The organism is Phenylobacterium sp. (assembly GCF_025934275.1).
GTDB lineage: Bacteria > Pseudomonadota > Alphaproteobacteria > Caulobacterales > Caulobacteraceae > Phenylobacterium.
Window position 1 is genome coordinate 19211 of the sequence record NZ_JAICYI010000014.1, and the last position, 25031, is coordinate 44241.

Annotated in this window: 27 protein-coding genes; 21 read left to right on the plus strand and 6 right to left on the minus strand. The window is 70.4% G+C overall.

Translation table 11 applies throughout. The annotated features are described in order from the left end of the window. Positions 1-2 precede the first annotated feature (2 nt). Genes fliM through Q0W60_RS05435 form a run of 5 tightly spaced genes read left to right on the plus strand, consistent with a single transcriptional unit; the run spans position 3 to position 5987 of the window. A complete protein-coding gene (gene fliM / locus Q0W60_RS05415; protein ID WP_297693338.1) occupies positions 3-1103 on the plus strand; it encodes a flagellar motor switch protein FliM in 1101 nt (366 codons plus the stop codon). Next, positions 1100-1591: a DUF6468 domain-containing protein gene (locus tag Q0W60_RS05420; RefSeq protein WP_297693340.1), complete on the plus strand. Its 492-nt coding sequence runs from the start codon at positions 1100-1102 to the stop codon at positions 1589-1591. Before fliM ends, Q0W60_RS05420 begins: the two co-directional genes overlap by 4 nt. Continuing rightward, entirely contained in the window at positions 1588-2559 is a 972-nt protein-coding gene (locus Q0W60_RS05425; protein WP_297693342.1) for a hypothetical protein, read from the plus strand. The genes Q0W60_RS05420 and Q0W60_RS05425 overlap by 4 nt, the downstream gene beginning before the upstream one ends. Before the next feature lie 3 nt (positions 2560-2562). Continuing rightward, a complete protein-coding gene (locus tag Q0W60_RS05430; RefSeq protein WP_297693344.1) occupies positions 2563-5454 on the plus strand; it encodes a tetratricopeptide repeat protein in 2892 nt (963 codons plus the stop codon). Continuing rightward, positions 5451-5987, plus strand: coding sequence for an arsinothricin resistance N-acetyltransferase ArsN1 family B (locus tag Q0W60_RS05435; protein ID WP_297693346.1), 537 nt, complete (start codon positions 5451-5453; stop codon positions 5985-5987). Before Q0W60_RS05430 ends, Q0W60_RS05435 begins: the two co-directional genes overlap by 4 nt. Here the strand turns inward: Q0W60_RS05435 and fliP are convergent. Together fliP and Q0W60_RS05445 are read right to left on the minus strand one after the other, a co-directional pair. Further along, positions 5984-6781 (minus strand): flagellar type III secretion system pore protein FliP, encoded by a 798-nt coding sequence (gene fliP / locus Q0W60_RS05440; protein ID WP_297693410.1) that lies wholly within the window; start codon positions 6779-6781, stop codon positions 5984-5986. The genes Q0W60_RS05435 and fliP overlap by 4 nt on opposite strands. After that, on the minus strand, positions 6778-7056 hold the full coding sequence (locus Q0W60_RS05445) for a flagellar biosynthetic protein FliO (RefSeq protein ID WP_297693348.1): 279 nt from the start codon (positions 7054-7056) through the stop codon (positions 6778-6780). The genes fliP and Q0W60_RS05445 overlap by 4 nt, the downstream gene beginning before the upstream one ends. 89 nt (positions 7057-7145) lie before the next feature. On the opposite strand from Q0W60_RS05445, the gene flgB reads away from it, so the two are divergent. The 5 genes from flgB to Q0W60_RS05470 are packed head-to-tail and all read left to right on the plus strand — an operon-like array spanning position 7146 to position 10714. Continuing rightward, entirely contained in the window at positions 7146-7562 is a 417-nt protein-coding gene (gene flgB, locus Q0W60_RS05450; protein ID WP_297693350.1) for a flagellar basal body rod protein FlgB, read from the plus strand. A 16-nt stretch (positions 7563-7578) separates the two neighbouring features. Beyond that, positions 7579-7998: a flagellar basal body rod protein FlgC gene (flgC, locus tag Q0W60_RS05455; RefSeq protein ID WP_297693352.1), complete on the plus strand. Its 420-nt coding sequence runs from the start codon at positions 7579-7581 to the stop codon at positions 7996-7998. A 15-nt stretch (positions 7999-8013) separates the two neighbouring features. Then, entirely contained in the window at positions 8014-8325 is a 312-nt protein-coding gene (locus Q0W60_RS05460) for a flagellar hook-basal body complex protein FliE (RefSeq protein WP_297693354.1), read from the plus strand. Between the two features lie 23 nt (positions 8326-8348). Further along, positions 8349-9128, plus strand: coding sequence for an ABC transporter ATP-binding protein (locus tag Q0W60_RS05465; protein WP_297693356.1), 780 nt, complete (start codon positions 8349-8351; stop codon positions 9126-9128). Beyond that, a complete protein-coding gene (locus Q0W60_RS05470) occupies positions 9125-10714 on the plus strand; it encodes a glycine betaine ABC transporter substrate-binding protein (RefSeq protein ID WP_297693358.1) in 1590 nt (529 codons plus the stop codon). The genes Q0W60_RS05465 and Q0W60_RS05470 overlap by 4 nt, the downstream gene beginning before the upstream one ends. Here Q0W60_RS05470 and Q0W60_RS05475 read toward each other — a convergent pair. Beyond that, positions 10677-11165, minus strand: coding sequence for a hypothetical protein (locus Q0W60_RS05475; RefSeq protein ID WP_297693360.1), 489 nt, complete (start codon positions 11163-11165; stop codon positions 10677-10679). The two genes, Q0W60_RS05470 and Q0W60_RS05475, sit on opposite strands and share 38 nt — an antisense overlap. A 204-nt stretch (positions 11166-11369) precedes the next feature. On the opposite strand from Q0W60_RS05475, the gene fliQ reads away from it, so the two are divergent. The 6 genes from fliQ (at position 11370) to Q0W60_RS05505 (ending at position 16991) form a co-directional block, all read left to right on the plus strand. Further along, the gene (gene fliQ / locus Q0W60_RS05480) at positions 11370-11633 is read left to right on the plus strand and encodes a flagellar biosynthesis protein FliQ (RefSeq protein WP_297693362.1); all 264 of its coding nucleotides are present in this window, start codon (positions 11370-11372) and stop codon (positions 11631-11633) included. A gap of 13 nt (positions 11634-11646) precedes the next feature. Then, positions 11647-12405, plus strand: coding sequence for a flagellar biosynthetic protein FliR (gene fliR / locus Q0W60_RS05485; RefSeq protein WP_297693364.1), 759 nt, complete (start codon positions 11647-11649; stop codon positions 12403-12405). Between the two features lie 4 nt (positions 12406-12409). Then, positions 12410-13492, plus strand: a complete 1083-nt coding sequence (gene flhB, locus Q0W60_RS05490) for a flagellar biosynthesis protein FlhB (RefSeq protein ID WP_297693366.1) — start codon at positions 12410-12412, stop codon at positions 13490-13492. A 49-nt stretch (positions 13493-13541) separates the two neighbouring features. Then, on the plus strand, positions 13542-15629 hold the full coding sequence (gene cckA / locus Q0W60_RS05495) for a cell cycle histidine kinase CckA (protein ID WP_297693412.1): 2088 nt from the start codon (positions 13542-13544) through the stop codon (positions 15627-15629). A 74-nt stretch (positions 15630-15703) separates the two neighbouring features. Further along, positions 15704-16762 (plus strand): tetratricopeptide repeat protein, encoded by a 1059-nt coding sequence (locus Q0W60_RS05500; RefSeq protein ID WP_297693368.1) that lies wholly within the window; start codon positions 15704-15706, stop codon positions 16760-16762. Continuing rightward, positions 16749-16991 (plus strand): hypothetical protein, encoded by a 243-nt coding sequence (locus Q0W60_RS05505; protein ID WP_297693370.1) that lies wholly within the window; start codon positions 16749-16751, stop codon positions 16989-16991. The genes Q0W60_RS05500 and Q0W60_RS05505 overlap by 14 nt, the downstream gene beginning before the upstream one ends. Here Q0W60_RS05505 and Q0W60_RS05510 read toward each other — a convergent pair. Next, complete coding sequence (locus Q0W60_RS05510) at positions 16988-17881, minus strand: phytanoyl-CoA dioxygenase family protein (RefSeq protein ID WP_297693372.1); 894 nt, start codon at positions 17879-17881, stop codon at positions 16988-16990. The two genes, Q0W60_RS05505 and Q0W60_RS05510, sit on opposite strands and share 4 nt — an antisense overlap. Before the next feature lie 126 nt (positions 17882-18007). Here Q0W60_RS05510 and Q0W60_RS05515 point away from each other — a divergent pair, with 126 nt between their 5' ends. Then, positions 18008-18829: an SDR family NAD(P)-dependent oxidoreductase gene (locus Q0W60_RS05515; RefSeq protein WP_297693374.1), complete on the plus strand. Its 822-nt coding sequence runs from the start codon at positions 18008-18010 to the stop codon at positions 18827-18829. A gap of 7 nt (positions 18830-18836) precedes the next feature. Continuing rightward, complete coding sequence (locus tag Q0W60_RS05520) at positions 18837-19574, plus strand: dienelactone hydrolase family protein (protein WP_297693375.1); 738 nt, start codon at positions 18837-18839, stop codon at positions 19572-19574. Here the strand turns inward: Q0W60_RS05520 and Q0W60_RS05525 are convergent. Further along, positions 19567-20406: a phytanoyl-CoA dioxygenase family protein gene (locus Q0W60_RS05525; protein ID WP_297693377.1), complete on the minus strand. Its 840-nt coding sequence runs from the start codon at positions 20404-20406 to the stop codon at positions 19567-19569. The genes Q0W60_RS05520 and Q0W60_RS05525 overlap by 8 nt on opposite strands. Positions 20407-20465: 59 nt before the next feature. Here Q0W60_RS05525 and Q0W60_RS05530 point away from each other — a divergent pair, with 59 nt between their 5' ends. Further along, entirely contained in the window at positions 20466-21347 is an 882-nt protein-coding gene (locus Q0W60_RS05530) for a TauD/TfdA family dioxygenase (protein WP_297693379.1), read from the plus strand. Here the strand turns inward: Q0W60_RS05530 and Q0W60_RS05535 are convergent. Further along, positions 21340-22284 (minus strand): serine hydrolase, encoded by a 945-nt coding sequence (locus tag Q0W60_RS05535; RefSeq protein WP_297693381.1) that lies wholly within the window; start codon positions 22282-22284, stop codon positions 21340-21342. The two genes, Q0W60_RS05530 and Q0W60_RS05535, sit on opposite strands and share 8 nt — an antisense overlap. A 190-nt stretch (positions 22285-22474) precedes the next feature. On the opposite strand from Q0W60_RS05535, the gene Q0W60_RS05540 reads away from it, so the two are divergent. Both Q0W60_RS05540 and Q0W60_RS05545 read left to right on the plus strand, forming a co-directional pair. Continuing rightward, positions 22475-24295: a DUF885 family protein gene (locus Q0W60_RS05540; RefSeq protein ID WP_297693383.1), complete on the plus strand. Its 1821-nt coding sequence runs from the start codon at positions 22475-22477 to the stop codon at positions 24293-24295. Positions 24296-24378: 83 nt separating this feature from the next. Further along, positions 24379-25020: a glutathione S-transferase family protein gene (locus Q0W60_RS05545; RefSeq protein ID WP_297693385.1), complete on the plus strand. Its 642-nt coding sequence runs from the start codon at positions 24379-24381 to the stop codon at positions 25018-25020. Positions 25021-25031: the final 11 nt, after the last annotated feature.

Sequence of the window (25031 nt, forward strand, 5' to 3'; positions counted from 1 at the left end):
GCATGGCCGAAGAGACCGAAACCGAGACCGAAGCCGACACGCAGGGCGCCGCCGAGACCGAGGCCGCGCCGGCGGACGGCGGCGCTCCCGCCGCGCATCCGGGCGAGAGCCTGATCGGCTCGGAGCGGATCCTCAATCAGGAGGAGATCGACAGCCTGCTTGGCTTCGACCTCTCCGACGAGGAGATCGCCGAGCGGACCGGCATCCGGGCGATCATCAATTCCGCGCTCGTCTCCTACGAGCGCCTCCCGATGCTGGAGATCGTCTTCGACCGGCTCGTCCGGTACATGACGACGTCCCTGCGGAACTTCACCTCGGACAATGTCGAGGTCTCGCTCGACAACATCTCCTCGATCCGCTTCGGCGACTATCTGAACTCCATCCCGCTGCCGGCGATCCTGGCTGTGTTCCGCGCCGAGGAGCTCGACAACTACGGCCTGCTCACCGTCGACTCCAACCTGATCTATTCGATCGTCGACGTGCTGCTCGGCGGCCGCCGCGGCACCGCGGCGATGCGCATCGAGGGGCGTCCTTACACCACCATCGAACGCGTGCTGGTGCAGCAGATGGTGCAGGTCGTGCTGACCGATGCGCGTTCGGCCTTCGAGCCGCTAACGCCGGTCACCTTCACCCTCGATCGCCTGGAGACCAATCCCCGCTTCGCCGCGATCGCCCGGCCGGCCAACGCCGCGATCCTGGTGAAGCTGCGCGTCGACATGGAGGACCGCGGCGGACGCATCGAGCTCCTCTTGCCCTACGCGACGCTCGAGCCGATCCGCAAGATGCTGCTGCAGCAGTTCATGGGCGAGAAGTTCGGCCGCGACAACATCTGGGAGAGCCACCTGGCGAGCGAGCTCTGGACGACCTCCATGGACGTCCGCGCCGTGCTCGACGAGCAGCAGGTGCCGCTGAAACAGGTGCTCGAACTCAAGGTCGGCGACACCATCATGCTAAACGCCACGCCCGACAGCCTGGTCGAGCTGCGCGCCGGCTCGATCCCGCTCACCCGCGGCCGCATGGGCCGCCGCAACTCCCACATCGCCGTCCGCGTGGAGGCGCCCTTGCCGCCGCTCGCCCGGCAAGCCGTCCAGAGGTCCTCATGAGCCTGGTCGCTCTCACCATGAACCTGCTGCTTGCGGGCCTGCTCGCCGCAGCGCTGGCGCTCGGCTGGCGGCTCAATCGGCGCCTGAAGGGCCTGCGCGACAGCCACGACAGCTTCGCGGTCGCGGTGCGCGAGCTGAATGCCGCCGCCCAGCGCGCCGAGCAGGGACTGGCCGACCTCCGGGCCGCCACCGACGAGGCGGTCGATACACTCGCCGATCGCATCGAGAAGGGCCGCACGCTCGCCGCCAAGCTGGAGCGGCTGATCACCCAGGCGCCGGCGCAAGCGCGGGAGGTACCGCAACCGCAAATCGACCCGGCCCAGGAGCGCAAGCTCGGGGCGCTGCTGGCCGCCGCCCGCGAGGGCCGGGGGACGCCCATGCGGCCCGGCGCCGTCTCCGAGCCGCTCGTCCTGCGTCCGCCGCGCAGCGTCGAGGACGAGCTTTTCGACGAACCGCCGCTTCGGCTGGGGCAAGGGGGCCGCGGATGAAGTCCGTTCCACGCATCCTGCCCCTGGTCGGCGTCGCCATCGGCGGCGTGCTCGCCGTCAATGCCCTGGCGGGTGCGCGCGACCTGCCGGGCCTGCTCTCCGGCGCCAAGGCGTTCGCCGAGGACGCGGCCAAGGGCAAGGCCGGGAAGACCGCCAAGGCCGAGGCCGGCAAGCCCGGCGCGGCCGAATCCAAGGGCGCGGCTCCCGCCCCGGGTCCGCTGCCGCCGCCCAGCATCAAGCCGCAGCCCGTCTGCGCGCCGACCGCCGCCGAGCTCGCCAAGGAAGCCGGCCTTTCGCCGGCCGAGCTGCAGGTGCTGCAGAATCTCGGCGCGCGGCGCGGCGAGCTCGACAAGCGCGAGAGCGATCTCGACACCCAGCTCGCCCTGCTCGCGGCCGCCGAGGCCAAGCTCGACGCCAAGGCCAAGGCGCTAGATGGCCTGAAGTCGGACGTCCAGGCGCTGCTCAGCCAGGCCGACGGCCGCGAGGCCTCCGAGATCGATCGCCTGGTCAAGGTCTTCGAGAGCATGAAGGCCCGGGACGCCGCGCCGCGGATGGTGCTGCTGGACGATTCGGTCCGCATCCCGATCGCCGCCAAGATGAAGGAGCGGTCGCTCTCGGCCATTGTCGCCCAGATGCCGCCGGCCGACGCCAAGAAGCTCACCGAGGCCCTCGCCAGGCGCTTCGCCGCCGCCCAGACGCTCGCGGCCACCGCCGACGCCAAGGCTGAGGCGGCTGCGGCCCAGGCCGGTTCGCCGCAGACCGCCGCGCCGGCGGCGCGGCCGCCGAAGCCCGCCGCCAAGCCGGTCCGCCATGCGCACAAGGCGGCTCCGCGCAAGCACGCCCCGGCGTCCGCCACCGCCTCGGCGGAGCCTGCGAAGGGGGCCGCGCCCGCCGCCCAGGCGCCTGCCACGCCCGTGGCCGCGCCCGTCGCTGCGCCGCCGGCCGCGAGCCCGCCGAAGGCCGGCTGATCGATGGACCTTCGCCAGACCCTGCGCGCGAGCGTCGCGGCGGTCTGCGTCGCCACTGTCGCGGCTCCGGCGGGCGCGGTCGTCCCGCGCCGTGCGCCGCGCGGCGGCGTGGAGGTCCACGTCGCGCAGGCCGCCGACTTCTCGCGGCTCGAGATTCACGGCGCGGGCGCGATGCGCGCCCGCCGCGAGGGCGCGAACCTGATCCTCGACTTCGCCCGCGACGCCGATCCGGACATCGCGCGGCTGCACACCGACCCGCCGCGCTGGATCAAGACGGCCGAGAAACGCCACGCAGGCGGCCGGCTCGAGCTGGTCGTCACCCTCGCGGACGACGCCGACTACACGGTCGGCGCGGCCGACGGCGACGTCTTCGTCAACATCTTCGCCAAGCCGCCCGCGCCGCCGGCCGCCAAACCCCCCGAGCCGTCCCGGCCCGACCCGGTCCCGCCCGGCGGGGTGGTCCGCATGCAGTCCAGGCTCGCCAACGGCCAGGTGCTGCTCACCTTCCCGTGGGCCCATCCGGCCGGCGCGGCGGTGTTCAAGCGCGGCGATGCGGTCTGGGTGGTGTTCGACGCCTCCGCGGCGATCGACGTGGCCAAGGCGCCCAAGGGCCTCAAGCAATTCGAAAGCCTGGAGGTGCTCCGCGGCAAGGACTACGTGGCGGTCCGCATCAAGGCGGCTCACCAGATCCCGGTGTTCGCCACCGCGCTCGGGCCCAGCTGGACCATCGCGCTCGGTCCGGGGGGCCAGGGCCAGCCGGCGCTGGTCCACGTGACCCGCGACGAGGCGCTCGGTCCTGCTACCCTGAAGGCGCCGGTCGCCGGGGCGACGAGCGTGCTGCAGGTCGCCGATCCGATCGTCGGCGACACCGTCACCGTCGTCACGGCGCTGGGCCCTTCGAAGGGCCTGCCCTCGCGGCGGGAATACGTCCAGATGGCGCTGCTGCCATCGGCGCAGGGGCTCGCCGTCGAGAGCTACGTCGACGACCTGGCGGTCAGCCACGACGGCGACATCGTCCACATCGGCCGGCCAGCCGGCCTGGCGCTGTCGCCCGCCTGGGCGACGCGGAACCAGGAGCAGGCTCTGCTCGGCGCGCCGCGCGCGGCCGCCCTGCCGGCGCTGATCGACGTGGACAACTGGCCCAGGACCGGCTCCCGCGGTTTCCTCGCCCGCTACAACGCCCTGCTCTCGGAGGCCGCCGCCGAGGAGGCCAAGACCGGCGCGGCCGCGCCCACCGCCGCGCACATGGCGCTCGCCCGCTTCCTGGTCGGCTCGGAGCTCTCCTTCGAGGCCATCGGGGTCCTGAACCAGGCCGCCCACATCCAGCCGAAGCTGCTGGATTCGCCCGAATTCCGCGGCCTGCGCGGCATCGCCCGGGTGATGGCGCGCCGCTACAAGGAGGCCGACGCCGATCTCGCCTCGCCGGCGCTGGCGGAGGATCCGTCCGCGGCGCTCTGGCGCGCCTATGTCGCCTCTCAGTTGGCCCAGTGGAGCGAGGCCCACGCCCAGTTCGCCAAGGGCGCCCAAGCGTACGAGATGTTCCCGGCAGTCTGGCGGGCCCGCTTCGCCCGCGCCGACGCCAAGGCTTCCCTCGCGCAAGGCGACCTCAACGCCGCGGACGCCCGGATCCGGCTGGCGCTGATGGAGAAGACCGATGTCTACGAGGAGCTGGCGAGCCGGCTCCTGCAGGCGCGCATCATCGAGGCTCAGGGCCACCAGGAGCGGGCGCTGCGCATGTACCAGGCGATCGCCCGGGCGCCGGCCGAATACCTCTCCGCTCCGGCCCTGCTGCACGCCACCCAGATCCAGCTCGCGACCGGCAAGGTGACGCCGGTGCAGGCGGCGGGCGTGTTCGACGAGATCCGTTACCGGTGGCGCGGCGACGCCACCGAGCTCGACGCCATCCGCGCGCTCGGCCAGCTGTACCTGAGCCAGGGCCGCTACCGCGAGGCGCTCGAGGCGTTGCGTTCGGCGCCGCGCATGACCCCGGATTCGCCGGAGGCGCTGCAGTTGCAGGCCGACCTGAACGCCGCCTTCCGGGCGCTGTTCCTCGACGGACTCGCCGACGGGCTCGAACCCGTGCAGGCGCTGGCCCTGTTCTACGACTTCAAGGAGCTGACCCCGATCGGGGCCGACGGCGACGCCATGGTGCGCAAGCTGGTCCGCCGGCTGGTCGACGTCGACCTCCTGGACCAGGCGGCGGAATTGCTGAAGTACCAGGCCGACAATCGCCTCGACGGCGTGCCCAAGGCGCAGGTCGCCACCGATCTGGCCCTGATCTACCTGATGGACAAGAAGCCGGAGCAGGCGATCGACGCGATCAACGGCTCGCGTACGACCATCCTTCCGGCCGCGCTCAACGCCCAGCGCCGGCTCATCGAGGCGCGTGCCTGGACCGGCGTCGGCAAGTTCGACACCGCCCTGGAGATCCTCGAGAAGGACAATTCCCCGGACGCCCGCGACCTCCGCGCCGAGATCACCTGGAAAGAGAAGAACTGGGCCGCCGCCGGGTCGCTCTACGAAAAGAGCCTGGGGGACCGCTACAAGACCGCAGCGCCGCTGAGCGCCGAGGAGGAAGGGCGTCTGTTGCGCGCCGGCGTGGCTTTCAGCCTGGCCGGCGACGACGCGGCGCTGGCCCGCCTGCGCCAGCAGTATCAGGGGTTCGTTGACGGGGCTCACAATCCCGAGGCGCTCAAGATCGCGCTGGCGGGCGTCGCGGGCGGACGGATCAACGTCGCCGACTTCGGCCGCATCAGCGCCGACGACGAGATGTTCGAGGGCTGGGTGGCGAAGATGAAGGTCCGGTTCCGGGAGCCGCGGCCGCCGCTCGCGCCTGCCAAGCCGCCGCCGGCGGCCAAGCGCGCGGAGGCTGCGTCCCCCGCGGCCAAGGGATGATCCGCCCGGCGACGGCGGCCGACGCGGCGGCGATCGCCGCCATCTACGCCCCGATCGTCGAGGCCAGGATCATCTCATTCGAGACGGCGGCGCCGACGTCGGAGGAGATGGCGCGGCGCATCGAGACGACGTTGGAGATGCACCCGTGGCTGGTCTTCGAGGACGAGGCCGGCGTGGCCGGCTACGCCTACGCCAGCCCGCACGCCTCGCGCGACGCCTACCGATGGAGCGTCAATGTCAGCGTCTACAACGCCGAGCGCACCCGCCGGCGCGGCCTCGGGCGGGCGCTCTACCGCGCGCTCTTCGAGATCCTCCGCCGACAGGGATTCCACATGGCGTTCGCCGGCATCACGCTGCCGAACGAGGCCAGCGTCGGCCTGCACGAGGCCATGGGCTTCCGCCCTGTCGGCGTCTATCGGGAGGTGGGCCTCAAGCTCGGCGCCTGGCGCGACGTGGGCTACTGGGGGCTCGAGCTTCAGCCGATGGACGCGCCGGCCGAGCCGATTCCCTTCCCCGACCTGCCGCCGGCCTAGCCTCCGACCGGGTGCTGGAAGCTCTGCACCAAGCTGCCCGCCACCAGCCGCCAGCCGTCGACCAGCACGAAGAAGATCAGCTTGAAGGGAAGCGAGACCACCACCGGCGGCAGCATCATCATGCCCATGCTCATGAGGACGCTGGCCACGACGAGGTCGATGACCAGGAACGGCACGAACAGCAGGAAGCCGATCTCGAAGGCGCGCTTGAGCTCGCTGATCATGAACGCGGGCGTCACCACCCGGATCGGCGTGTCGGCGAGGGTTGCCGGTCGGGGGATCTTGGAGAGCCGCACGAACAGGGCGAGATCGCCGCGGTCCACCTGGCTCAGCATGAAGGCCTTCACCGGCGCGCCGGCGGCGTCGAACGCCTGGGGCAGCTCGATCTGGTGGTCCAGGAGAGGCTTGATGCCGTCCTGGTAGGACTTCTCGAAGGTCGGGCCCATGACGATCGCGGTCAGGAACAGCGACAGCGAGATGATCACCGCGTTCGGCGGGCTTTGCTGCAGGCCCATCGCCGTGCGCAGCAGGCTGAGCACCACCACAATCCGCACGAAGGAGGTGGTCATGATCACGATCGACGGCGCGAGCGAAAGCACCGTGAGCAACCCGATCAGCTGGACGACGCGGTCGGTGAGTCCCGCGCCGCTGCCCAGGTTGATGTTCACCGCCTGCGCCGCCGCCGCCGCGGGAAAGACGAGGCACAGCAGGGTGGTGAGCGCCGCCAGGCCCGCGGCCCGCCGCCACTCGGCGGCGGGAAGCTCGCGGATCGCCTTGAAGAGCTCGCGCATCAGCCGCGGCCCTTGCGCGCCGCCACGGGCCCGATCACCCGGCCTTCGCCCAGCAGGATCAGCTGCTCGTGGCCGTCGCAGGCCACCAGCACCAGCCGGCGCGAAGGATCGAGCACCAGGGTCTCGACCACCGCCAGCCTGCGTTCGCGGGACATCGGCGCGCCGAAGCGCGCGAGCGCGCCCGGCCCATACCGGCGCAACGCCACGGCCGCGAGGCCCAGCAGACCCAGGGTCACGGCGAGCCCGAACACGGCCCTGAGAAAATAGGCGAAGTCCATGGACGCTTCGGCCAAGGGGGAGACTTGGGCCGCAGTCAGGGCTGAATCCCTTAATCGCCGATTAACCCTGTTTCTTCACCTTTTGGGGCATGGACACCGCCGAAATCCCGCTGCTCGCGATGCTGCGCGGGCGGCTGAACTACCTCACCCAGCGCCAGCAGGTGATCGCCGAAAACGTGGCGAACGCGGACACGCCCGGCTTCGCGCCGCGCGAGCTGACGCCGTTCCAGTTCCAGGCCCAGATGCAGACCGCCCAGGCCGCCGGGCCGCAGGCGATGGCCGCAACCGAGCCCGGGCACATGGCGCCGCCCCACGCCGGGACCGAGGCCGCCAAGCCGATCATCACCCGCGATTCCGAGACCCGGCTCGACGGCAACTCCGTCGTCCTGGAGGAGGAGATGATGAAGATGGGTGAGGCCCGGATGGACTACGACGCCGCCATCACTTTCTACCAGAAGGCGCTCAGCCTGATCCGGCTCGCCGCCCGCGCGCCCGGACACAGCTAGGCCCTAGGAGTTCGCCATGGCAGATATCAGCACGCCCGCCGCCACCGCCCAGGCGATCGCCGCCTCCGCCCTGCGCGCCCAACAGGGGCGGATGCGGATCATCGCCGAGAACCTGGCCAATGCGGACTCCACCGCCAGGACCAAGGGCGGGACGCCCTACCGGCGCCAGGAGCCGATCTTCGAGCCGACGCCGGTCGCGGGCGGCACGGGCGTGCGGATGGCCCGGGTCCGGCCGGATCCGCGGCCGTTCAGGACCGCCTACGACCCCGGCAACCCGGCCGCCGACGCCAAGGGCGAGGTCAAGCTGCCCAACGTCGATCCGCTGATCGAGGCCCTGGACATGCGCGAGGCGCAGCGGGCCTACGACGCCAACCTGAACGTCATCGATACGGCGCGGACGATGGACGCGCGCACCCTCGACCTCCTGAAGAAGTAGCGGGGACGCCGGGCCATGATGACCGCGCTCGCCGCCGCCAAGGCCTACGCCGCTGCGCAGAGCAACCTCGCCACCGATATCGCCGGCGCGGCCGGCGAGGCGCCAAAGGCGCATGGGTTCGGCGACATCCTGAAGTCGGTGATGGGCGATGCGGTGAGCGCGTCCAAGGCCGCCGAGACCCAGATGACCAACCAGGTCCAGGGCAAGGCCCAGCTCGTCGACGTGGTGACGGCGGTGGCGAACGCCGAGACCAACCTGGAGACGGTGATGGCGATCCGCGACCAGGTGATCGGCGCCTATCAGGAAATCATGCGCATGCCGATCTGAGCGCGATCTGCTAGGCCTTCGCCATGGCGGGGGCGGCGGCGATCGAGCTCGAGGGAGTGGCCAAGCGCTACGGCGCCCTGGTCGCGCTCGCGGACGTCACCTTGCGCGTCACGCAAGGCGAGTTCGTCGCCCTGGTCGGCGGCTCGGGGTCCGGCAAGACCACGCTGTTGAAGACCATCAACCGCCTGGTCGCTCCGGACGCGGGCCGAATCCGCGTTGAAGGCGAGGCGGCTGAGGCGATCGCGCCCCACGAGCTTCGCCGCCGGATCGGATATGTTTTCCAAGAGATCGGCCTGTTTCCTCATCTGAGCGTGGCGGAAAACATCGGCGTCACGCCGAGGCTTCTGGGCTGGGACCGGGGCCGGATCGCAGCGCGGACAGCGACGCTCCTGGATCTCGTCGCTCTCCCCCGGGAGGTCGCCGGCCGGGCCCCGGCGGAGCTTTCGGGCGGCCAGCGGCAACGGGTCGGGGTCGCCCGCGCGCTCGCGGCCGAGCCCGCGATCATGCTGATGGACGAGCCGTTCGGCGCGCTCGATCCGCTGACCCGCGATCAGCTCGGCGCCGACTATCGCGACCTGCACGAGCGGCTCGGACTCACCACGCTGATGGTCACTCACGACATGACCGAGGCCGTCCTGCTGGCCGACCGGGTCGTGGTGCTCTCGGCCGGGCGTATCGTGGCGGATGGAAAGCCCGCCGAACTCCTGGCCCGCGCCACCGACCCGGACGTCCGCGCCCTGCTGGAGGCGCCCAAGCGGCAGGCCGATCGTTTGCAGGCGAGGCTCTCCGGAGCGACCGGATGAGCGCGCGCGTCGCCGCGGCGTGGGCGCTGCTGCCCGGCTATCTCGCCTGGCACGTGGTGCTGAGCCTGAGCGCGCTTGCCCTCGGAGTGGCGATCAGCCTGCCGCTGGCGGTCGCCGCCAGCCGCAGCATACGGCTCCGCTGGCCGGTGCTGGCGTTCGCGAGCCTGATCCAGACCATCCCCAGCCTCGCCCTGCTGGCGCTGTTCTATCCGCTGCTCCTGGCGCTCTCGGCGCTGACCCGCGCGACGGTGGGCGTGAGCTTTCCGGCGCTCGGGTTTCTGCCCTCGCTGCTGGCGCTGACGCTCTATTCCATGCTGCCGATTCTGCGGAACGGCGTGGCGGGCGTGCTTGGCGTCGATCCGGCGATCCGCGAGGCCGCCGACGGCGTCGGCATGACGCCCCGCCAGAAGCTGCTGCAGGTGGAGCTGCCGCTCGCCGCGCCGGTGATCATGGCGGGCGTCCGCACCGCCGCGGTCTGGACCATCGGGGCGGCGACGCTGTCCACGCCGGTCGGCCAGACCAGCCTCGGCAACTACATTTTCGCCGGCCTGCAGACCGAGAACTGGGTGTTCGTGCTGTTCGGCTGCGTGGCCTCGGCCGCCCTGGCGCTGATCGCCGACCAGCTGCTCGGTCTTCTCGAGGTCTCCGCCCGCCGCCGGTCGCGCCCGCTGGCGCTCGGGGCGGTGATCGCGCTGCTGGCCGGAGCCGCGCTGGCGATCACCCCATTGCTCAGCTTCGGACGTCCCGCCAGCTATGTCATCGGCGCCAAGAATTTCTCGGAGCAATACATCCTGGCCGAGCTGATGGCCGACCGCCTGGAGGCGCGAGGCGCCCGCGTGACGCGCAAGGAGGACCTGGGTTCGGCGGTCGCCTACCGCGCGCTCGCCGCCGGCGAAATCGACGCCTACGTCGACTATTCCGGCACCCTTTGGACCAATGTGCTGCAGCGGACCGACAATCCGGGGCGGGCGGCGGTGTTGCGCGAACTGACGGCGGAGCTGAGGCGGCGTGACGGCGTCGTCGTCCTGGGCTCGCTCGGCTTCGAGAACGCCTACGCCTTCGCGATGCGGCCCGATCGCGCCGGCGCGCTGCATATCGCCTCGATCTCCGACCTCGCCCGCGAGGCGCCGCGCCTGACCCTGGGCTCGGACCTGGAGTTCCTTTCGCGGCCCGAGTGGAAGGCTGTGAAGACGGCCTATGGCCTCGCATTCAGCGCGGAGCGGTCCTACCAGCCGACTTTCATGTACCGTGCGCTGACCGACGGCGAGGTCGACGTGATCTCCGCCTTCTCCTCCGATGGCCGGATCGCGGCGCAGCACCTGGTCGTGCTCGCGGACCCGAAGGGCGCGATCCCGCCCTATGATGCGGTGGTGTTGATCTCGCCGAAGCGCGCCGGCGATGCGCGGTTGCGCGCCGCCCTGCAGCCGTTGATCGGCAAGATCAGCGTCGAAGCCATGCGTTCGGCGAACTACAGCGTCGACCGCGACCGGGCCAAGGCCACGCCCGCAGAGGCCGCCCGCGCGCTGGACGCTGCGATTCGCGCCGCGGCTACTTCGCCTCGACCTGTTCCTCGTCCGAGGCGTTGACGAGCTTGGCCAGGGCGTTCGCGTAGGCGCCGGTCACCTCGCCGAACGAGCCGGAGACGGAAATCGGCCACGACTTCTTCCCGCAGGCGTATTCCCAGGTGAGCTCACCGCGCGAGCCCGGCACGATCGGCTGGAAGGGTTCCTTGGACTTGGCGAGCCAGGTGTCCTTGCTCTTCAGCTCGCCGTCGAACCAGATCACCATCTGCGGCCGGATGCGGGGATCGCCGATGCAGGAGACTTCCCACCGCGCCTTGACCACCGGCTCCTCCTTCTCGCCGACCTTCACCGAGGAGGTCCAGACGCTCACGTCGCCGTTCGAGTGCACGAAGCGGGTGTCGGTCTCCATCAACAACAGCTCCGCAGGGGTCGCGCCCATGACGTGCCAAGTCTCGGCCAGGGCCGGCTTGGCGACGACGATGAGCGCCGCGGCGGAGACGAGGCTTTTCCACATGCCTGTCAGCCTTCCAAGTTGCTCTCCGGCGGGCTGAACGCGGCGTGCAGCGCCTAGGTCCCTCGCGGTCGCGGAAAAGTGTATTGCGCCGCGCCGTCCTCGCCGCGGGCGAGCGCCCGGGTAGCCGTTCGTTAACCATACCCGTCCGAAGCTGGAGGAGCCGCGCCGGGCCGCCGGTTCCAGTTGCGTTCGAAAGGGTTCTCGATGAACGGCGCCGAGGTTCTGGACGTCGGGCGCGACGCCATCTGGCTGACCATCCAGCTCTGCGCGCCGGTGCTGATCGTAGGCCTGGTCGTGGGCGTCGGCGTCGGGCTGTTCCAGGCGCTCACCCAGATCCAGGAAGCGACGCTGGTCTATGCGCCGAAGATCGTGGCGATCTTCATCAGCCTGTTGATCTTCCTGCCGCTGATGGGCGCGCTGATGAGCAGCTTCATGCGCCACATCGCCGAACGCATCGCAGCCATGTAGCCGCGCGCCGGCCATGGAGCACTACGCCGCCGCCCAGCAGGTCTACGCCGCCGCCCTGATCTTCGCCCGCCTGGGCGCGATCGTGATGCTGATCCCGGGGCTCGGCGAAGGCTACGTGCCGCCGCGCATCCGGCTGTCCTTCGCCTTTGTCATGGCGCTGATGCTGTTCCCGGTCCTTTCGGCAGGCGCGCCGCCGATGCCCGCCGACGTGGGCGGCCTCGGCGGCTCGATCATCAAGGAGGTGCTGATCGGCCTGATGCTTGGGGCCATCCTCAGATTGTTCATGACCGCGCTTGCGACGGCCGGTGAGCTCGTCTCGATCCAGACCACGCTGTCCTTCGCGCAGACCGCCAATCCGTCCGAGGCGCAGCCGTCGACCAGTCTCGGGACGTTCCTGGGGCTGATGGGCCTGTTGCTCATCATGACCACCGACCTGCACCACCTCTTTTTGGGCGCGATCGTGCGGTCCTATGCGATCTTCCCGTTCAGCAAGGCTGCGCCCGTCAATGACGCCGGCCAGCTGGCGATCCAGACGGTGGCGCGATCCTTCGCGCTCGGCCTGCAGCTCGCGGCGCCCGTGATCGTCTTCTCGCTGGTGTTCAGCATCGCCACCGGCCTGGTCGGGCGGGTGATGCCGCAGTTCCAGGTGTTCTTCGTGGCCACGCCGCTGCAGCTGCTCCTCGGGCTGTCGGTGTTCGCCCTCAGCCTCGGCGCGATCGGCCTGGTCTGGGTTGACCGCTACCGCGACCTGCTCGCCGCGTTCGGGGCGTGAGGCGATGAGCGACACGAACGACGCCGCCTCGCGGACAGAAGAGCCGACACCCCGGAAACTGCAGCGCGCGCGTGAACAGGGCGACGTCGTCAAGACGCCGGACCTCGCCTCGCTCGCCTCGCTGGCGGCCGCCGCGGCGGTCATCGCCACCGCCGGCGGCTGGCTGGCGCGCAACCTGGCCGCCGCGCTCGTGCCGTTCCTGGCGCGCGCCGATACGATCCGGATGGAGGGCGACGGGCCGGTCGATGTGGCGCGCCAGGCGATGATCGCCGGCGCGCCGGTGCTGATCGCGGTGATGGCCGCCGCGGCGCTGGCCGGCGCTGCCGGCAACCTCGTGCAGACCGGCTTCCTGTTCACGCCATCCCGCCTGCGTCCGCAGCTCTCGAAGCTGTCGCCGCTGGCTGGTTTGCGGCGGATGTTCGGGCTCGACAGCCTGGCCCACTTCGTGAAGTCGCTGCTGAAGGTGACCGCGACCGGGGTGATCGGTTGGTGGGTGCTCGCGCCGCACTGGTCGGAGCTGGCCGGCCTCGCCGCGCTCGATCCCACCGCCATGCTGCCGTTCGCCGCCGACGTCCTGCGGCGGCTGGTGTTCGCGACCGTAGGCTTCCTGCTGCTGGTCGCCGGCGCCGACTGGCTGTTCCAGCGGCAGCGGTTCATGACGCGCATGCGGATGAGCAAGGCCGAGGTGAAGGAGGACTTCCGCCAGTCGGAAGGCGACCCGCAGGTGAAGGGCCGGCAGAAGCAGATCCGCCTGGAGCGCGCCCGCCGCCGGATGATGCAGGCGGTGCCGACTGCGACCGTGGTGATCGCCAACCCGACCCACTACGCCGTGGCGCTGCGCTACGAGCAGGGCGAGTCCGCCGCACCGGTCTGCGTGGCGAAGGGCCTGGACTCCCTGGCCCTGAAGATCCGCGCCGTGGCCGAGGAGGCGAAGGTCCCGGTGATCGAGGACCCGCCGCTGGCGCGGGCGCTCTATGCCGCGGTCGAGGTCGACGAGATGATCCCCCAGGCCCACTACCAGGCGGTGGCCAAGATCATCGGCTTCATCCTCTCCGGCGCCCGCCGTGCCACGGCGCGGGCCCTGTGACATCATGCCGGAGCAACCCTTGAGTGATTCGGAGATCCTTGAGCTCGCCATGGCCGCGCGGTCGCGAGACAGAGCCGGGACGCGGAGCTTCGATCCGCTGGCCGCCGCCGCCGTGGTGTTCTTCCTGATCGCAGTGGTGTTCGCCGGCGCGCCGTTGCTCAACGCCGGTCCGGCGACGCAAGCCGGCCTATTGCTGCTGATCGGCCTGGCCGGCGTGTCGCTGCTCGGGCTGCTTGTCCTGCGGGCCGGGGCGGCGCCCGCGGCCGAGAGCGAGGCGGCGGGCGCCGAGAAGCTTATCGGAGCGCTCACCGAGGCCGCCGCCGTCGCCGCGCCCGACGGCCGGATCGTCGCCGCCAACGCCGCCTGGAGAGCCGTGGTCGGGCCGAGCCCGCGGCTGCCGAAGGGCGGCGTCTCGGCGGCCAGCCTGTTCGCGGCCCTGTCGGCCGCGCGCCGCGGGGAACCGGCTCGGGCCAGCCTCAAGGCGGCGGGCGCGGAGCACGAGGCGCTGGTCGCGATGCTCGCGCCGCGGCGCTTCCTCGTGCGGCTCACCGGCCCGGGGGCCGCCGCGCTGGCTCTGCCGCCCGCCGCCATGGAGGTGATCGCCGCCGTCGCCGGCGCAGGACGCCCGCCGCCCCAGGTGCTGGACGCCTTCGCCGCGGCCTCGCCGTTCGGCGCTGCCCTGCTGGAGGGGGAGGATCCGTTCGCGGCCCTCATCGTCGAGGCCAATCCGGCGCTGAAGGCCGTGGCCGGCGCCGGCGGCGGGCCCGGCCAGGTGTTCGGCGATCTCCTCGAGCCCGCCTCGCGCGCCGACGCGGCCCAGCGCCGCGGCGAGGCGGCCAAATCCGGCGCGCCCCTGGAAGTCCGGCTGGCGCACGATCCGGCGCGCATCGCCCACCTCTACCTGACCCGCACCGACGGCCGATGGGTCGCCTATCTGGTCGACGTCTCCGAGCAGAAGCAGATCGAGCTGCAGCTCGCCCAAAGCCAGAAGATGCAGGCCATCGGCCAGCTCGCGGGCGGCGTGGCGCACGACTTCAACAACCTGCTCACCGCGATCTTCATGCAGCTCGACGTGCTCGCGGCGCGCCATCCGGTGGGCGACCCATCGTACGAGGGCCTGAACGAGATCCGCCAGATCTCGACGCGCGCCGCCGACCTGGTCCGCAAGCTGCTGGCCTTCTCGCGCAAGCAGACCGTCCAGCGCGAGATCCTCGACCTCGGCGAGCTGATCAGCGAGTTCGAGGTGCTGCTGCGCCGCGTGCTCTACGAGGACGTCAAGCTGGAGACGGAATACGGCCGCAACCTCCCGCAGGTGCGCGTCGACCGGGGCCAGCTGGAGACGGCGGTGATGAATCTCGCCGTCAATGCGCGCGACGCGGTCCGGGCCCATGGCGGCGGCGCGGTGACCATCCGCACCGCGCGGCTCTCCCAGGAGCGGGCGCGCGAGCTCGGCTACCCCGGCGCGGAGGGCGACCAGGCGCTGATCGAAGTCTCCGACGACGGATCCGGCATCCCGCCCGAGGTCATGGACAAGATCTTCGACCCGTTCTTCACCACCAAACCGGTGGGCGAGGGCACGGGGCTCGGCCTCGCCACCGTCTACGGCATCATCAAGCAATCGGACGGGTGGATTTCGGTCGAGTCCCGGCCGGCCGAGGGCGCGGCGTTCCGGATCTTCCTGCCGGTGCATCACGCGGCCGCGGTGATCCAGGCGGCGCCGGAGCCGATCCGGTCCAAGCGGCCGGCCGCGCGCGACCTCTCGGGGGCCGGCCGGATCCTGTTCGTCGAGGACGAGGACGCCGTGCGAGGCGTCGCCGCGAAGTTGCTCAGGGCGCGCGGCTACGAAGTGATCGAGGCGGCCAGCGGCGAGGAAGCGCTGGAAATCGCCGAGAGCCACGCCGGCGAGATCGACCTGATGATCTCCGACGTGGTGATGCCGGGCATGCAGGGCCCTGACCTGTTGAAACAGGCGCGGCAGTATCTCGGGTCCGCGCCTGTGATGTTCATCTCGGGCTACGCCGAGAGTGAGTTCTCCGACCTCCTGGAAGGCGAGAGCAATGTCTCCTTCCTGCCCAAGCCGATCGACATCAAGACGCTGGCCGAACGCGTGAAGCAGGAGCTGCAGAAGGCGGCATGAGCGATCTGGTCGCGCTTGCCTTATGCGGCCCGCGCCTCCAATCATCCGCGGCCTCACCGACCGAGCGAGCGCCCGTGTCCGATTCCGCCCCCGGCCAGACCCGCACCCTCAGCGTCCAGCAAGCCTTCGACCTCGGCTTCGCCGCCTTGCAGGCGGGTCGTCCGGAAGCCGCCGAGCAGCTGTTCAAGCCGGTGTGGGCTGCGACCCGCGCCGCGAATGCGGGCCTGAGCCTCGCCCTGGTGCTGGAGCAGCTTGGACGGTTCGAGGAGGCCGAGGCGGTTTGCCGCGAGGTGCTGCGCGAGCACCCCGGCGATCCCACCGCCGAGCGCCAGCTCGGCTTTCTCCTGATGCGCTTCGGCCGCTACGCAGAGGGCTGGCCGCTGCTCGAGGCGCGCATGCGGATTCCCGGGGACAGGCGCAGACCTGACCTGCCTACGCCGGAATGGGACGGTCGGCCGGTGCGCACGCTTCTCCTCTGGCCGGAGCAGGGACTGGGCGACCAGATCCAGTACGCCCGCTTCCTGAAGTCGCTGCAGGCGAGGGGGATCAAGCCGATCTTCGTGTGCGGCCCCTCGATGGAGCGGCTCTTCGGCCACCTGGGCTGCCAGGTCCTGGTGGCCCGCGGGCAGCCGCTTCCCGCGCACGACGCGTGGGTGATGCTGGCGTCGCTGCCGTTCCGCCTGGGCGTGAGCCTGGAGACCGTGCCGGGGGCAACCTATCTGCCCAGCCGCCCTGTCGGCTCGGGCCAGGGCTTCGTCGCCAAGGGGAGCCCGGCCCACGCCAACGACGCGCGGCGTTCGCTGCCGCCCGCGCTCGCTGCGAATGTCGCGGCCTGGCCCGGCGTGACCAGCCTGCTGCCAGAGGATACCGGCGCCCGCGACTTCGAGGACACCCGCCGCATCGTCGAGGGCCTGGACCTGGTGATCTCCGTCGACACGGCCGTCGCTCACCTGGCGGGTGCGATGGGCAAGCCCTGCTTCCTGCTGCTGCCGCATCTGGCCGACTGGCGCTGGATGCAGGACCGCGCCGACAGCCCCTGGTATCCTTCGATGCGAATCTTCCGCCAGCCCGCGCCCGGCGATTGGGCGAGCGTCATAGCCGAAGTTCGAGGAGCTCTGGATGAACGCGCTTAGGCCCCGCTTCTCGCAGCGAGAGCCGCTGCCGTTCCGCAAGCCGCCGCCTCCGGCCGCGTTCTGGACGGCCTCGGCCCTCGGGGCCGCCGCGCTCGGCGCGATCGCGGTCGGCGTGGTCGCTGTCGGACGCATGGCGATCGGGCGACTGGCGATCGGGCGGCTCAAGGTCGGCCGGCTGGAGATCGACGACCTGATCGTCGGCAAGCTGACCCTGAGGGACGGGTCCTAGGCTTCGGCCGGCGTGGGCTCTTCCGCGTGGGCGCCGTAAGGCGAAAGATCGATGCCCGGATAGCGCAGCGCGACGTCCGCCAGCGTCTGCGCGTTCCAGTAGGGATCGCCCGCCGGCGGCCAGCCGAACAGGTCACGCTGGCGCGGCGTCATCTTGACCATCGCCTCCTTCCAGCCGGGATTGAGCGCCCGGTCGGGCCAGGCGAGCTTGCCCTGCCAGCGCCAGCCGCGCTTCTTGAAGTCGATCGGCATGACGAACCGCGAGCGCCCGGGAGCCTTGAAGTTCGAGCCCCGATGGAAGACGTCGGTCTTGTAGATCAGGATCGAGCCCGCCGGCCCGGTCACCGCCACCTCGTCATCGAAGAACTCGCCCATCTCCGTCCGGGTGATCCCGATCGGGATGTGGCGCGTCTTCTCCAGCGGCACGGCCTTGGTCGGTCCGTCGAGCTCGGTGACATCCGAGAGCAGGATGAAGCAGGTCATCTGCGGCATCAGCTGGTCGGCGCGGGGCACCACGATGGTGTGGTTCTCGTAGTCGCGATGATGCGCCTGGTCGTAGTCGACGGCGCCCGAGTATTTGGCCCAGAGCTCGATCTTGTAGCAGTCGATCTCCGTGGTCTGCAGGAAGCGCTCGGCCGCATCGATCAGGTCCGGGTAGACGCAGACCCGATTGATCGCCCATGACGGATAGGGAAAAAACCGCAGGCCGGCGAACTGGCTGCGGGCGAACCTCGGATGCGCTTCGGGATCGGCGAAGTAGTCCTCCGGGCGCGGATAAATCTCCCACAGCGCCTCCTGGCAGGCGCGCAGCGTCTCCTTGTCCAGGAAGCTTTCCACCACGGTGAAGCCGCGGTCGAAAACCTCGGCGAGGTTGGCGTCGGGGATGCGCATGCGACGGCTCCTGAGACAGCCCGATTGAAAGCCGACGCCACCCGTTTCGCAACGCCGCCCTTGCGCTCGGCCGCTGGGCGCGCTTCGGTTGGGCATTGCGACAAAATGGATTTCAGGGAGGCCCCGATGGCCAGCATCAATGCGAACGGCAAGCTCACGGGCAAGGTCGCCATCGTCACCGGCGCGAGCCGTGGCATCGGCGAGGCGATCGCCACGCGGCTCGCGATGGAGGGGGCCAAGGTGGTTGCCTCGGCCCGCACCGCCGAGGCCGGCGAGAACACCCGCCTGCCCGGAACGCTGCACGAGACGGTGGACCGCATCCGCAAGGCGGGGGGCGAGGCGACCTTCATCAAGGCCGATCTCGCCCAGGCCGTCGACCGCGAGCGGCTGGTGGCCGACACCGTCGACACCTACGGTCCCGTGGACATCCTCGTGAACAATGCGGCGATCACCTACTTCATGCCGGTCACGGAGTTCACCGAGAAGCGCTTCAAGCTGATGATGGAGGTGCAGGTCTATGCGCCGTTCCATCTGTCGCAGATGGTCCTGCCCTCGATGCGGGAGCGCAAGCAGGGCTGGATCGTCAACATCTCCTCGGGCGCCGGCATCCACCCGAAGCAGCCCTACCAGCAGCGGGGCGGCCGCGGCGGCACCGTCTATGGCATGTGCAAGGCGGCGCTGGAGCGCTTCACCACCGGTCTCGCCTCCGAGGTCTATGACGACAACATCGCCGTCAACGTGGTCTCGCCGGGCCTCGTCGAGACGCCTGGCACCCTGCTGCACGGCCTGGTCAACGACCAGACGCGCGCGCGCGTGCAGCCGATCGAGTACATCGCCGAGGCGGTGTTCCGGCTGGCCTCCGGCGATCCCAAGACCATGACCGGCCGCATCGACTACGCCGAGCCGTTCCTGAAGGAGATCGAAGTCCGGCCGACCGAGCTGGTGTAGCGGCCGGATGATCGAGCAGACCGTCGACATCGCCACCAAGGCCGGGGCGAGCACGACCTTCATTGTCCATCCGGAGCGGAACGGGCCGCATCCGGTCGTGCTGTTCTTCATGGACGCCCCGGCGATCCGCGAGGAGCTGCGCGACATGGCCCGGCGGATCGCGAGCGTCGGCTACTACGTGATGCTGCCGAACCTCTACTACCGCCGCGGCGTGATGGAGCTGAAGGACCTGCCGCCCCTGCCGGAGGCGGAGGCCCGCGAGCGCATGTTCGATCTGATGAACTCGCTCACCATCCCGCTGGTGATGGACGATGGGGACGCGCTGCTCGACTTCGCCGACCGCGACCCCGCGGCGGGAGCGGGACCGATCGCGACGCTCGGCTACTGCATGAGCGGCCAATACGCGATCAATTTCGCGGCGCGCTGGCCCGAGCGGGTGGCGGCGGCGGCCTCGATCTACGGCGTGCGGCTGGTCACCGACGAGGCCGACAGCCCGCACCTGGCCGCCGTCAAGGCGCAAGGTGAGCTCTATTTCGCCTGCGCCGAACACGACACCTGGGCGCCGCTGGAAACGGTCGAGGCGCTGGACCAGTCGGTGAAAGCCAGGAATCTCAACGCCGAGGTCGAGCTCTATGCGGGCGTCCACCACGGCTTCGCCTTCCCGCAGCGCGCGGTCTACGACAAGCCCGCGGCCGAGCGGCACTGGGAGCGGCTGTTCGCGCTTTGGGAGCGGACCCTCAGCTAGCGCGGGGAGCTTGCGTCAGCACCGGCGGGACCCAGTCCGGCTCCAGCGACTTCGCCGGATGCGAGGCGGTGACCATGCCGAGGAACGGCGGGGCGATCTCGTAGCCGAGCAGCTTCTGAACCTGCGGCTGCATCGCCCGCACCATTTCCTTCGGCACGGAGAGCCAGAAGTTCTCCTGCGGCCGCGCCCAGGGCTCGCAGTACTGGTTGGTGAAGCCGAGCCGCGGCCGGTCCGTCACGTTGGCGCCGCCGCGGTGCAGCAGCGTTCCGGGGAAGACCAGCGCCGCTCCGGCCGGAATCTCCATGGGAACCAGCATGTTCGCGAGCTCGCCCCGGTCCTTCGGCCAGCCCTCTCCATCGGGTTCGCCCCAGAGATGGCTGCCCGGGATGATCTCGGTCGCGCCGTTCTGCTTGGTGAACCCGGAGATCGCCCCGATCACGCTCACCCCGATCGGCGCCCGCGGCCGCCGCTGGTGATAGAATCCGTCGTCGGAATGGATGTTCTGCGGCGTCTCGCCGGGTCCGAGATTGATCGCGTGGCTCGCCGAGAGCAGGAAGTTGGGCCGCAGGAAACGCCCGATCAGCGCCATCAGCCGCGGATCGGCGGCGATCTGCTCGAAGATCCTGCCACGCGCGACCAGGGTGTAGATGCGCTCGGTCTTGAATCCCTCGAAGTCGTTGCGGCCATGGTGGCTGCCCAGATAGGGCGCGAGGCTCTCCCTGAAGGAAGCCAGCGCCGCCGCGTCGAGGAAATCCTCGATCACGGTGTAACCGTCCTTGCGCATGCGCGCCGCGTGGGCGTCGACGTCGAAGCGGGCGGCGATCGCGTCCATGGTTCCGACCTCCGGCGGCTACTGTATCATGACCTGGCCGTCAGCCCAGGAGGCGCGCCATGTCCGAGACCCTGAAGATCCGCCGCACCGCCGGCGCGCTCGGCGCCGAGATCGAGGGAGTCGACATCTCCCGCGAGCTTTCCGATCGCGTGATCGCCGCCATCCGCGCAGCGCTCAACGCGCACCAGGTGATCTTCTTCCGCGACCAGCAGCTCACGCCCGACCAGCAGGTCCGCTTCGGCGCACGCTTCGGCCCGCTGAATATCCACCCCTATGTCGCCGGAATGACCGACCATCCCGAGTTGATGGAGATCATCAAGGAGCCGCAGGACAAGCTGAACTTCGGCGGCGGCTGGCATTCGGACATGAGCTTCCTGGAACGGCCGGCGATCGGCTCGATCCTCTACGCCGTGGAGATCCCGGAGTGGGGCGGCGACACGCTGTTCGCCAGCCAGGCGGCCGCCTACGAGGCGCTCTCGCCGGGCCTGAAGCGCACGCTCGAGGGCCTCAAGGCGGTCCACTCCGCGAACCGGGAATATTCCGCGGCCGGCCATTCCGCCCAGAAGCGATCCTCGATGGCGATCGCCGAAGCCGAAGGCCTCGCCGGCGAGTACGTGCATCCGGTGGTGCTCCCGCATCCGGAGACCGGCCGCAAGGCGCTCTACGTCAATCCGGCCTTCACAATCCGCTTCGACGGCTGGACGGCGCGGGAATCGAAGCCGCTCCTCGACTTCCTTTTCCAGCACTGCCGCTACGAGGCCTTCACCTGCCGGTTCCAGTGGGCGAAGGGCTCGGTCGCGTTTTGGGACAATCGCTCGGTCTGGCACTTCGCGCTGAACGATTACCCGGGCCAGCGCCGGCACATGCGCCGCGTCACCGTCGATCCGTGGCCGGAGACGATGGCGACCGGAGCGGGGCGCAGAGCTGAGGCCGTCAGTTAGCCCGGCGGAAGCACTCCACCAGCTCGGCCACCCAGAGACGGAGGTTTTCCTTCTTGTCGAGCGGCGTCGCGCCGTGACGCACGAGCACCAGGTCGAGGTCGGGGACACAGATGGTGCACTGGCCGTCGTAGCCCAGCGCCGCGAACGAGCCCTCGCCGCCACGGTCGAGCCACCAATGGGCGCCGTAGCGCCCGTCCGCCTCTTCCGCGCCCGCCTGCTGCCAGGTGGGCGTGCGCGCAGAGTCGACCCAGCCCTCCGGCAGGATGCGCCGGCCGTCCCAGACGCCGCCCCTGAGGTAGAGGAGGCCGAAGCGCGCGAAGTCCCGCGCCGTGCAGAAGCAGAAAGACGAGCCGATGAAGGTCCCCGCCGGATCAAACTTCGGGGCCGGGCTTCGCATGCCGATGCGCTCGAACAGTCGCTGGCGCATGAAGGCCTCGAAGTCGGGGCCGAAGGCGCCGATCGCGCGGGCGAGCGCCCGGCTCACGATGTTGGTGGTCCCGCTCGAATAATAGAAGAAGCTGCCCGGCGCGTGCTCCAGCGGGACCGAGGCCGCGTAGGCCGCGACGTCTGCCTGGCCCGGTCCGTAGAGCATCTCGATGACGTTCGACGGCTCGCCCGGCACATATTCCTCGATCCAGCGCAGGCCGCTCGACATGCGCAGCAGCTGATCGAGCGTGATGGCGGCGCGCGGATCGCCAGGCCTCCGCCACTCGGGCGCATCGATCGGCGCGCGAGGGTCGATCCGGCCGTCGCCGACGGCGATCCCCACCAGGGCATGGGTGATGCTCTTGGCCATCGACCAGGAGGGATAGGTCTGGTCCGGCCCGAACCCCTCGCCATAACGCTCGAAGGCCAGCCGGCCGCCCTGGGCGATCAGCAGGGCGTGCGTCTCGCCCAGCCGCTCGGACGCGCGGTCCCGGAACGCCGCCGCGATCATCTCGCCGAAACCGGTCTGCGAGAGCTCCGGGAGAGGGCCTTCCGGCCAGGCGGCGGTGGGCCAAGGAACGCCCGCTGGCTGGGACGGAAGTGGGGGAATTCGGCTACGGCCCAGGATCTCGCTCATGGTCGCGAGCGTCTCAGCTTTTCAGCCGCCCATCCAGCGTCGTAAGCAACCGCCGGGACCCCGCATGCTCGATCGTCGAGACCTTCTCCTTACGGCCGCCGGCGGCGCGGCGCTCGCCGCTCGCGCCGTGGCGGCCCCAGCATCCGCTACGCCCGGCGCTGAGCAGAGGCTTTCGCTGCTTCTGGACCAGTTCTTCGCCGAGGACTTGGCGGACTCGCCAGAGCTCGCCACCTCGCTTGGCCTGGACATCGGGCCCCATGCCGACCTGAAATCGAAGCTGCACCAGGCCTCCGTCGCCGATCTCGAGCGCCGCAAACGGCGCACCGCGGACCAGCTCGCCCGGCTCTCCGGCCTCGACCGCAAGGTCCTCTCGGGCATGCCGGCGGTGAACTACGAAGCCGTCTTCTACGACCTCGAGACCACCGACGCGGCGAACCGCCGCTTCCATTACGGGGATGAGGGCGCAGGCTCGCCCTATGTGCTGAGCCAGATCACCGGCGCCTACCAGGACGCGCCGGACTTCATGGCGACCCAGCACACCATCGCGACCCGCGCCGACTGCGAGGCCTATCTGGCGAGGCTGTCCGAGCTCGCGCGGGTCATGGACCAGGAGATAGAGCGGGTGCGCCGCGACGCGGGCCTCGGCGTCATCCCTCCCGACTTCGCCCTGAAGGCCGCGCTCGGCCAGATGAAGACGATGCGCGTGCCTGCCGAGCAGTCGACGCTCGTCACCTCGCTGGCCGATCGCGCCAAGGCCAAGGGGATCGCGGGCGACTGGCAAGGCCAGGCCTCGGCCATCTATCGCGACAAGGTCACTCCGGCGCTCGAGCGGCAGATGGCCCTGCTGACCGAGCTGCTGCCGAAGTCCGTCCACGAGCCCGGCGTCTGGCGGCTGCCTGACGGCGAGGCCTACTACGCCGCCGCGCTCGCATCCCGGACCACTACCCGCATGACGCCGCAGGAGGTCCATAAGCTGGGCCTCGACGTCGGCGCGCAGCTCTCGGCCCGGGCCGACGTCCTGTTCAGGAAGATCGGCATGAGCCAGGGCAGCGTCGCCGAGCGCTACCGCGTGCTCTTCAAGGACCCGAAGTACGTCTACCCGAATACCGACGCCGGAAAGGCGAAGCTGATCGCCGACCTCGACCAGCTCGTCCGGGCCATGCAGCGGCGGCTGCCCGGCTATTTCGGCGCCTTGCCGAAGGCGGGGCTCGAGATCCGCCGCATTCCCAAGGAGACGGAGCAGGGGGCCTCGACGCACTACACCGCCGGCAGCCTCGATGGGACGCGGCCCGGAATCTACTGGCTGAACCTGCGCGACACCGCCGAGGCGCCCTGGTGGGACATGCCGACCACCACCTATCACGAAGGCATCCCCGGCCATCACCTGCAGCAGTCGCTGCAGCGCCAGGCTGACCTGCCGATGCTGCGCAAGGTGGCGGACTTCGGCGCCTACGTCGAAGGCTGGGCGCTCTACGCCGAGCAACTGGCGCAGGAGATGGGCGCCTACGCCAGCGATCCGGCCGGCGAGCTGGGCTACATCCACGACGCCCTGCTGCGCTCGGGCCGCCTAGTCACCGACACCGGCATCCACGCCCTGCGCTGGAGCCGCGAGAAGGCCGCCGCCGTCCTTTCCGACACCGACGGCGACCCCGCCTCGCTCGCGGAGCAGGAGATCGAGCGCTACGCGGTCTGGCCCGGCCAGGCCTGCAGCTACATGGTCGGCAAGATCAGCATCCTGCGGCTGCGCGACCGGACCCGCGCCGCGCTGGGCGGCCGCTTCGACATCCGCAAGTTCCACGATGCAGTGCTGCTCTCCGGCTCGCTGCCGCTCGGCGTGCTTGAGACCGCCGTCGGTCGCTACATCGCCGCCACGCGGCGCGCCTGAGCCCCCGTTCTAGCTCACGATCTGCTGACACGAGGTTGTCAGCGGGACGCGCTAGGCTCCGAACAGCCATGAAAGGGCCTGCCATGTCTGACGAACTCGTCTTCTACACGAACCCGCAATCGCGCGGCCGGATCGTCCGCTGGATGCTGGAGGAGGTCGGCCAGCCCTACCAGACCGAGATCCTCGATTACGCCACGACCCTCAAAGGGCCCGCGTACCTGGCGATCAACCCGATGGGCAAGGTGCCGGCCATCAAGCACGGCGACGTGGTGGTGACCGAGTGCGCCGCGATCTGCGCCTATCTCGCCGACGCCTTCCCGCAGGCGGGCCTCGCCCCGGCCGTCACGGACCAGGCGCGCGGGACCTACTACCGCTGGCTGTTCTTCGGCGCGGGACCGCTCGAAGCGGCGGTCACCAACAAGATGCTGGGCTTCGAGACCAAGCCCGAGCAGGGCCGGATGGCGGGTTACGGCTCCATCGAGGCGGCGCTCGACACGGCCGAGGCGGCCCTGAAGGGCCGCGACTACATCCTTGGCGACCGGTTCAGCGCCGCCGACGTCTATTTCGGCTCCGAGCTCGGGTTCTTCATCCAGTTCGGCGCGATCGAGCCCAGGCCCGTCTTCAGGGCCTATATCGACCGGCTGATGAGCCGGCCCGCCGCGGTCCGCGCCCGCGAGATCGACGATGCGCTGACGTCGCCGCAGCCTGCGCCCGAGCCGGCGTAGATTACCGGGGC

Bases quoted from the DNA above. Each gene is read 5' to 3' on its own strand.
- fliM (WP_297693338.1), top strand. From the start codon at position 3: ATGGCCGAAGAGACCGAAACCGAGACCGAAGCCGACACGCAGGGCGCC.
- Q0W60_RS05420 (WP_297693340.1), top strand. From the start codon at position 1,100: ATGAGCCTGGTCGCTCTCACCATGAACCTGCTGCTTGCGGGCCTGCTC.
- Q0W60_RS05425 (WP_297693342.1), top strand. From the start codon at position 1,588: ATGAAGTCCGTTCCACGCATCCTGCCCCTGGTCGGCGTCGCCATCGGC.
- Q0W60_RS05430 (WP_297693344.1), top strand. From the start codon at position 2,563: ATGGACCTTCGCCAGACCCTGCGCGCGAGCGTCGCGGCGGTCTGCGTC.
- Q0W60_RS05435 (WP_297693346.1), top strand. From the start codon at position 5,451: ATGATCCGCCCGGCGACGGCGGCCGACGCGGCGGCGATCGCCGCCATC.
- Q0W60_RS05445 (WP_297693348.1), bottom strand. From the start codon at position 7,056: ATGGACTTCGCCTATTTTCTCAGGGCCGTGTTCGGGCTCGCCGTGACC.
- flgB (WP_297693350.1), top strand. From the start codon at position 7,146: ATGGACACCGCCGAAATCCCGCTGCTCGCGATGCTGCGCGGGCGGCTG.
- flgC (WP_297693352.1), top strand. From the start codon at position 7,579: ATGGCAGATATCAGCACGCCCGCCGCCACCGCCCAGGCGATCGCCGCC.
- Q0W60_RS05460 (WP_297693354.1), top strand. From the start codon at position 8,014: ATGATGACCGCGCTCGCCGCCGCCAAGGCCTACGCCGCTGCGCAGAGC.
- Q0W60_RS05465 (WP_297693356.1), top strand. From the start codon at position 8,349: ATGGCGGGGGCGGCGGCGATCGAGCTCGAGGGAGTGGCCAAGCGCTAC.
- Q0W60_RS05470 (WP_297693358.1), top strand. From the start codon at position 9,125: ATGAGCGCGCGCGTCGCCGCGGCGTGGGCGCTGCTGCCCGGCTATCTC.
- Q0W60_RS05475 (WP_297693360.1), bottom strand. From the start codon at position 11,165: ATGTGGAAAAGCCTCGTCTCCGCCGCGGCGCTCATCGTCGTCGCCAAG.
- fliQ (WP_297693362.1), top strand. From the start codon at position 11,370: ATGAACGGCGCCGAGGTTCTGGACGTCGGGCGCGACGCCATCTGGCTG.
- fliR (WP_297693364.1), top strand. From the start codon at position 11,647: ATGGAGCACTACGCCGCCGCCCAGCAGGTCTACGCCGCCGCCCTGATC.
- flhB (WP_297693366.1), top strand. From the start codon at position 12,410: ATGAGCGACACGAACGACGCCGCCTCGCGGACAGAAGAGCCGACACCC.
- cckA (WP_297693412.1), top strand. From the start codon at position 13,542: ATGGCCGCGCGGTCGCGAGACAGAGCCGGGACGCGGAGCTTCGATCCG.
- Q0W60_RS05505 (WP_297693370.1), top strand. From the start codon at position 16,749: ATGAACGCGCTTAGGCCCCGCTTCTCGCAGCGAGAGCCGCTGCCGTTC.
- Q0W60_RS05510 (WP_297693372.1), bottom strand. From the start codon at position 17,881: ATGCGCATCCCCGACGCCAACCTCGCCGAGGTTTTCGACCGCGGCTTC.
- Q0W60_RS05515 (WP_297693374.1), top strand. From the start codon at position 18,008: ATGGCCAGCATCAATGCGAACGGCAAGCTCACGGGCAAGGTCGCCATC.
- Q0W60_RS05520 (WP_297693375.1), top strand. From the start codon at position 18,837: ATGATCGAGCAGACCGTCGACATCGCCACCAAGGCCGGGGCGAGCACG.
- Q0W60_RS05525 (WP_297693377.1), bottom strand. From the start codon at position 20,406: ATGGACGCGATCGCCGCCCGCTTCGACGTCGACGCCCACGCGGCGCGC.
- Q0W60_RS05530 (WP_297693379.1), top strand. From the start codon at position 20,466: ATGTCCGAGACCCTGAAGATCCGCCGCACCGCCGGCGCGCTCGGCGCC.
- Q0W60_RS05535 (WP_297693381.1), bottom strand. From the start codon at position 22,284: ATGATCGCGGCGGCGTTCCGGGACCGCGCGTCCGAGCGGCTGGGCGAG.
- Q0W60_RS05540 (WP_297693383.1), top strand. From the start codon at position 22,475: ATGCTCGATCGTCGAGACCTTCTCCTTACGGCCGCCGGCGGCGCGGCG.
- Q0W60_RS05545 (WP_297693385.1), top strand. From the start codon at position 24,379: ATGTCTGACGAACTCGTCTTCTACACGAACCCGCAATCGCGCGGCCGG.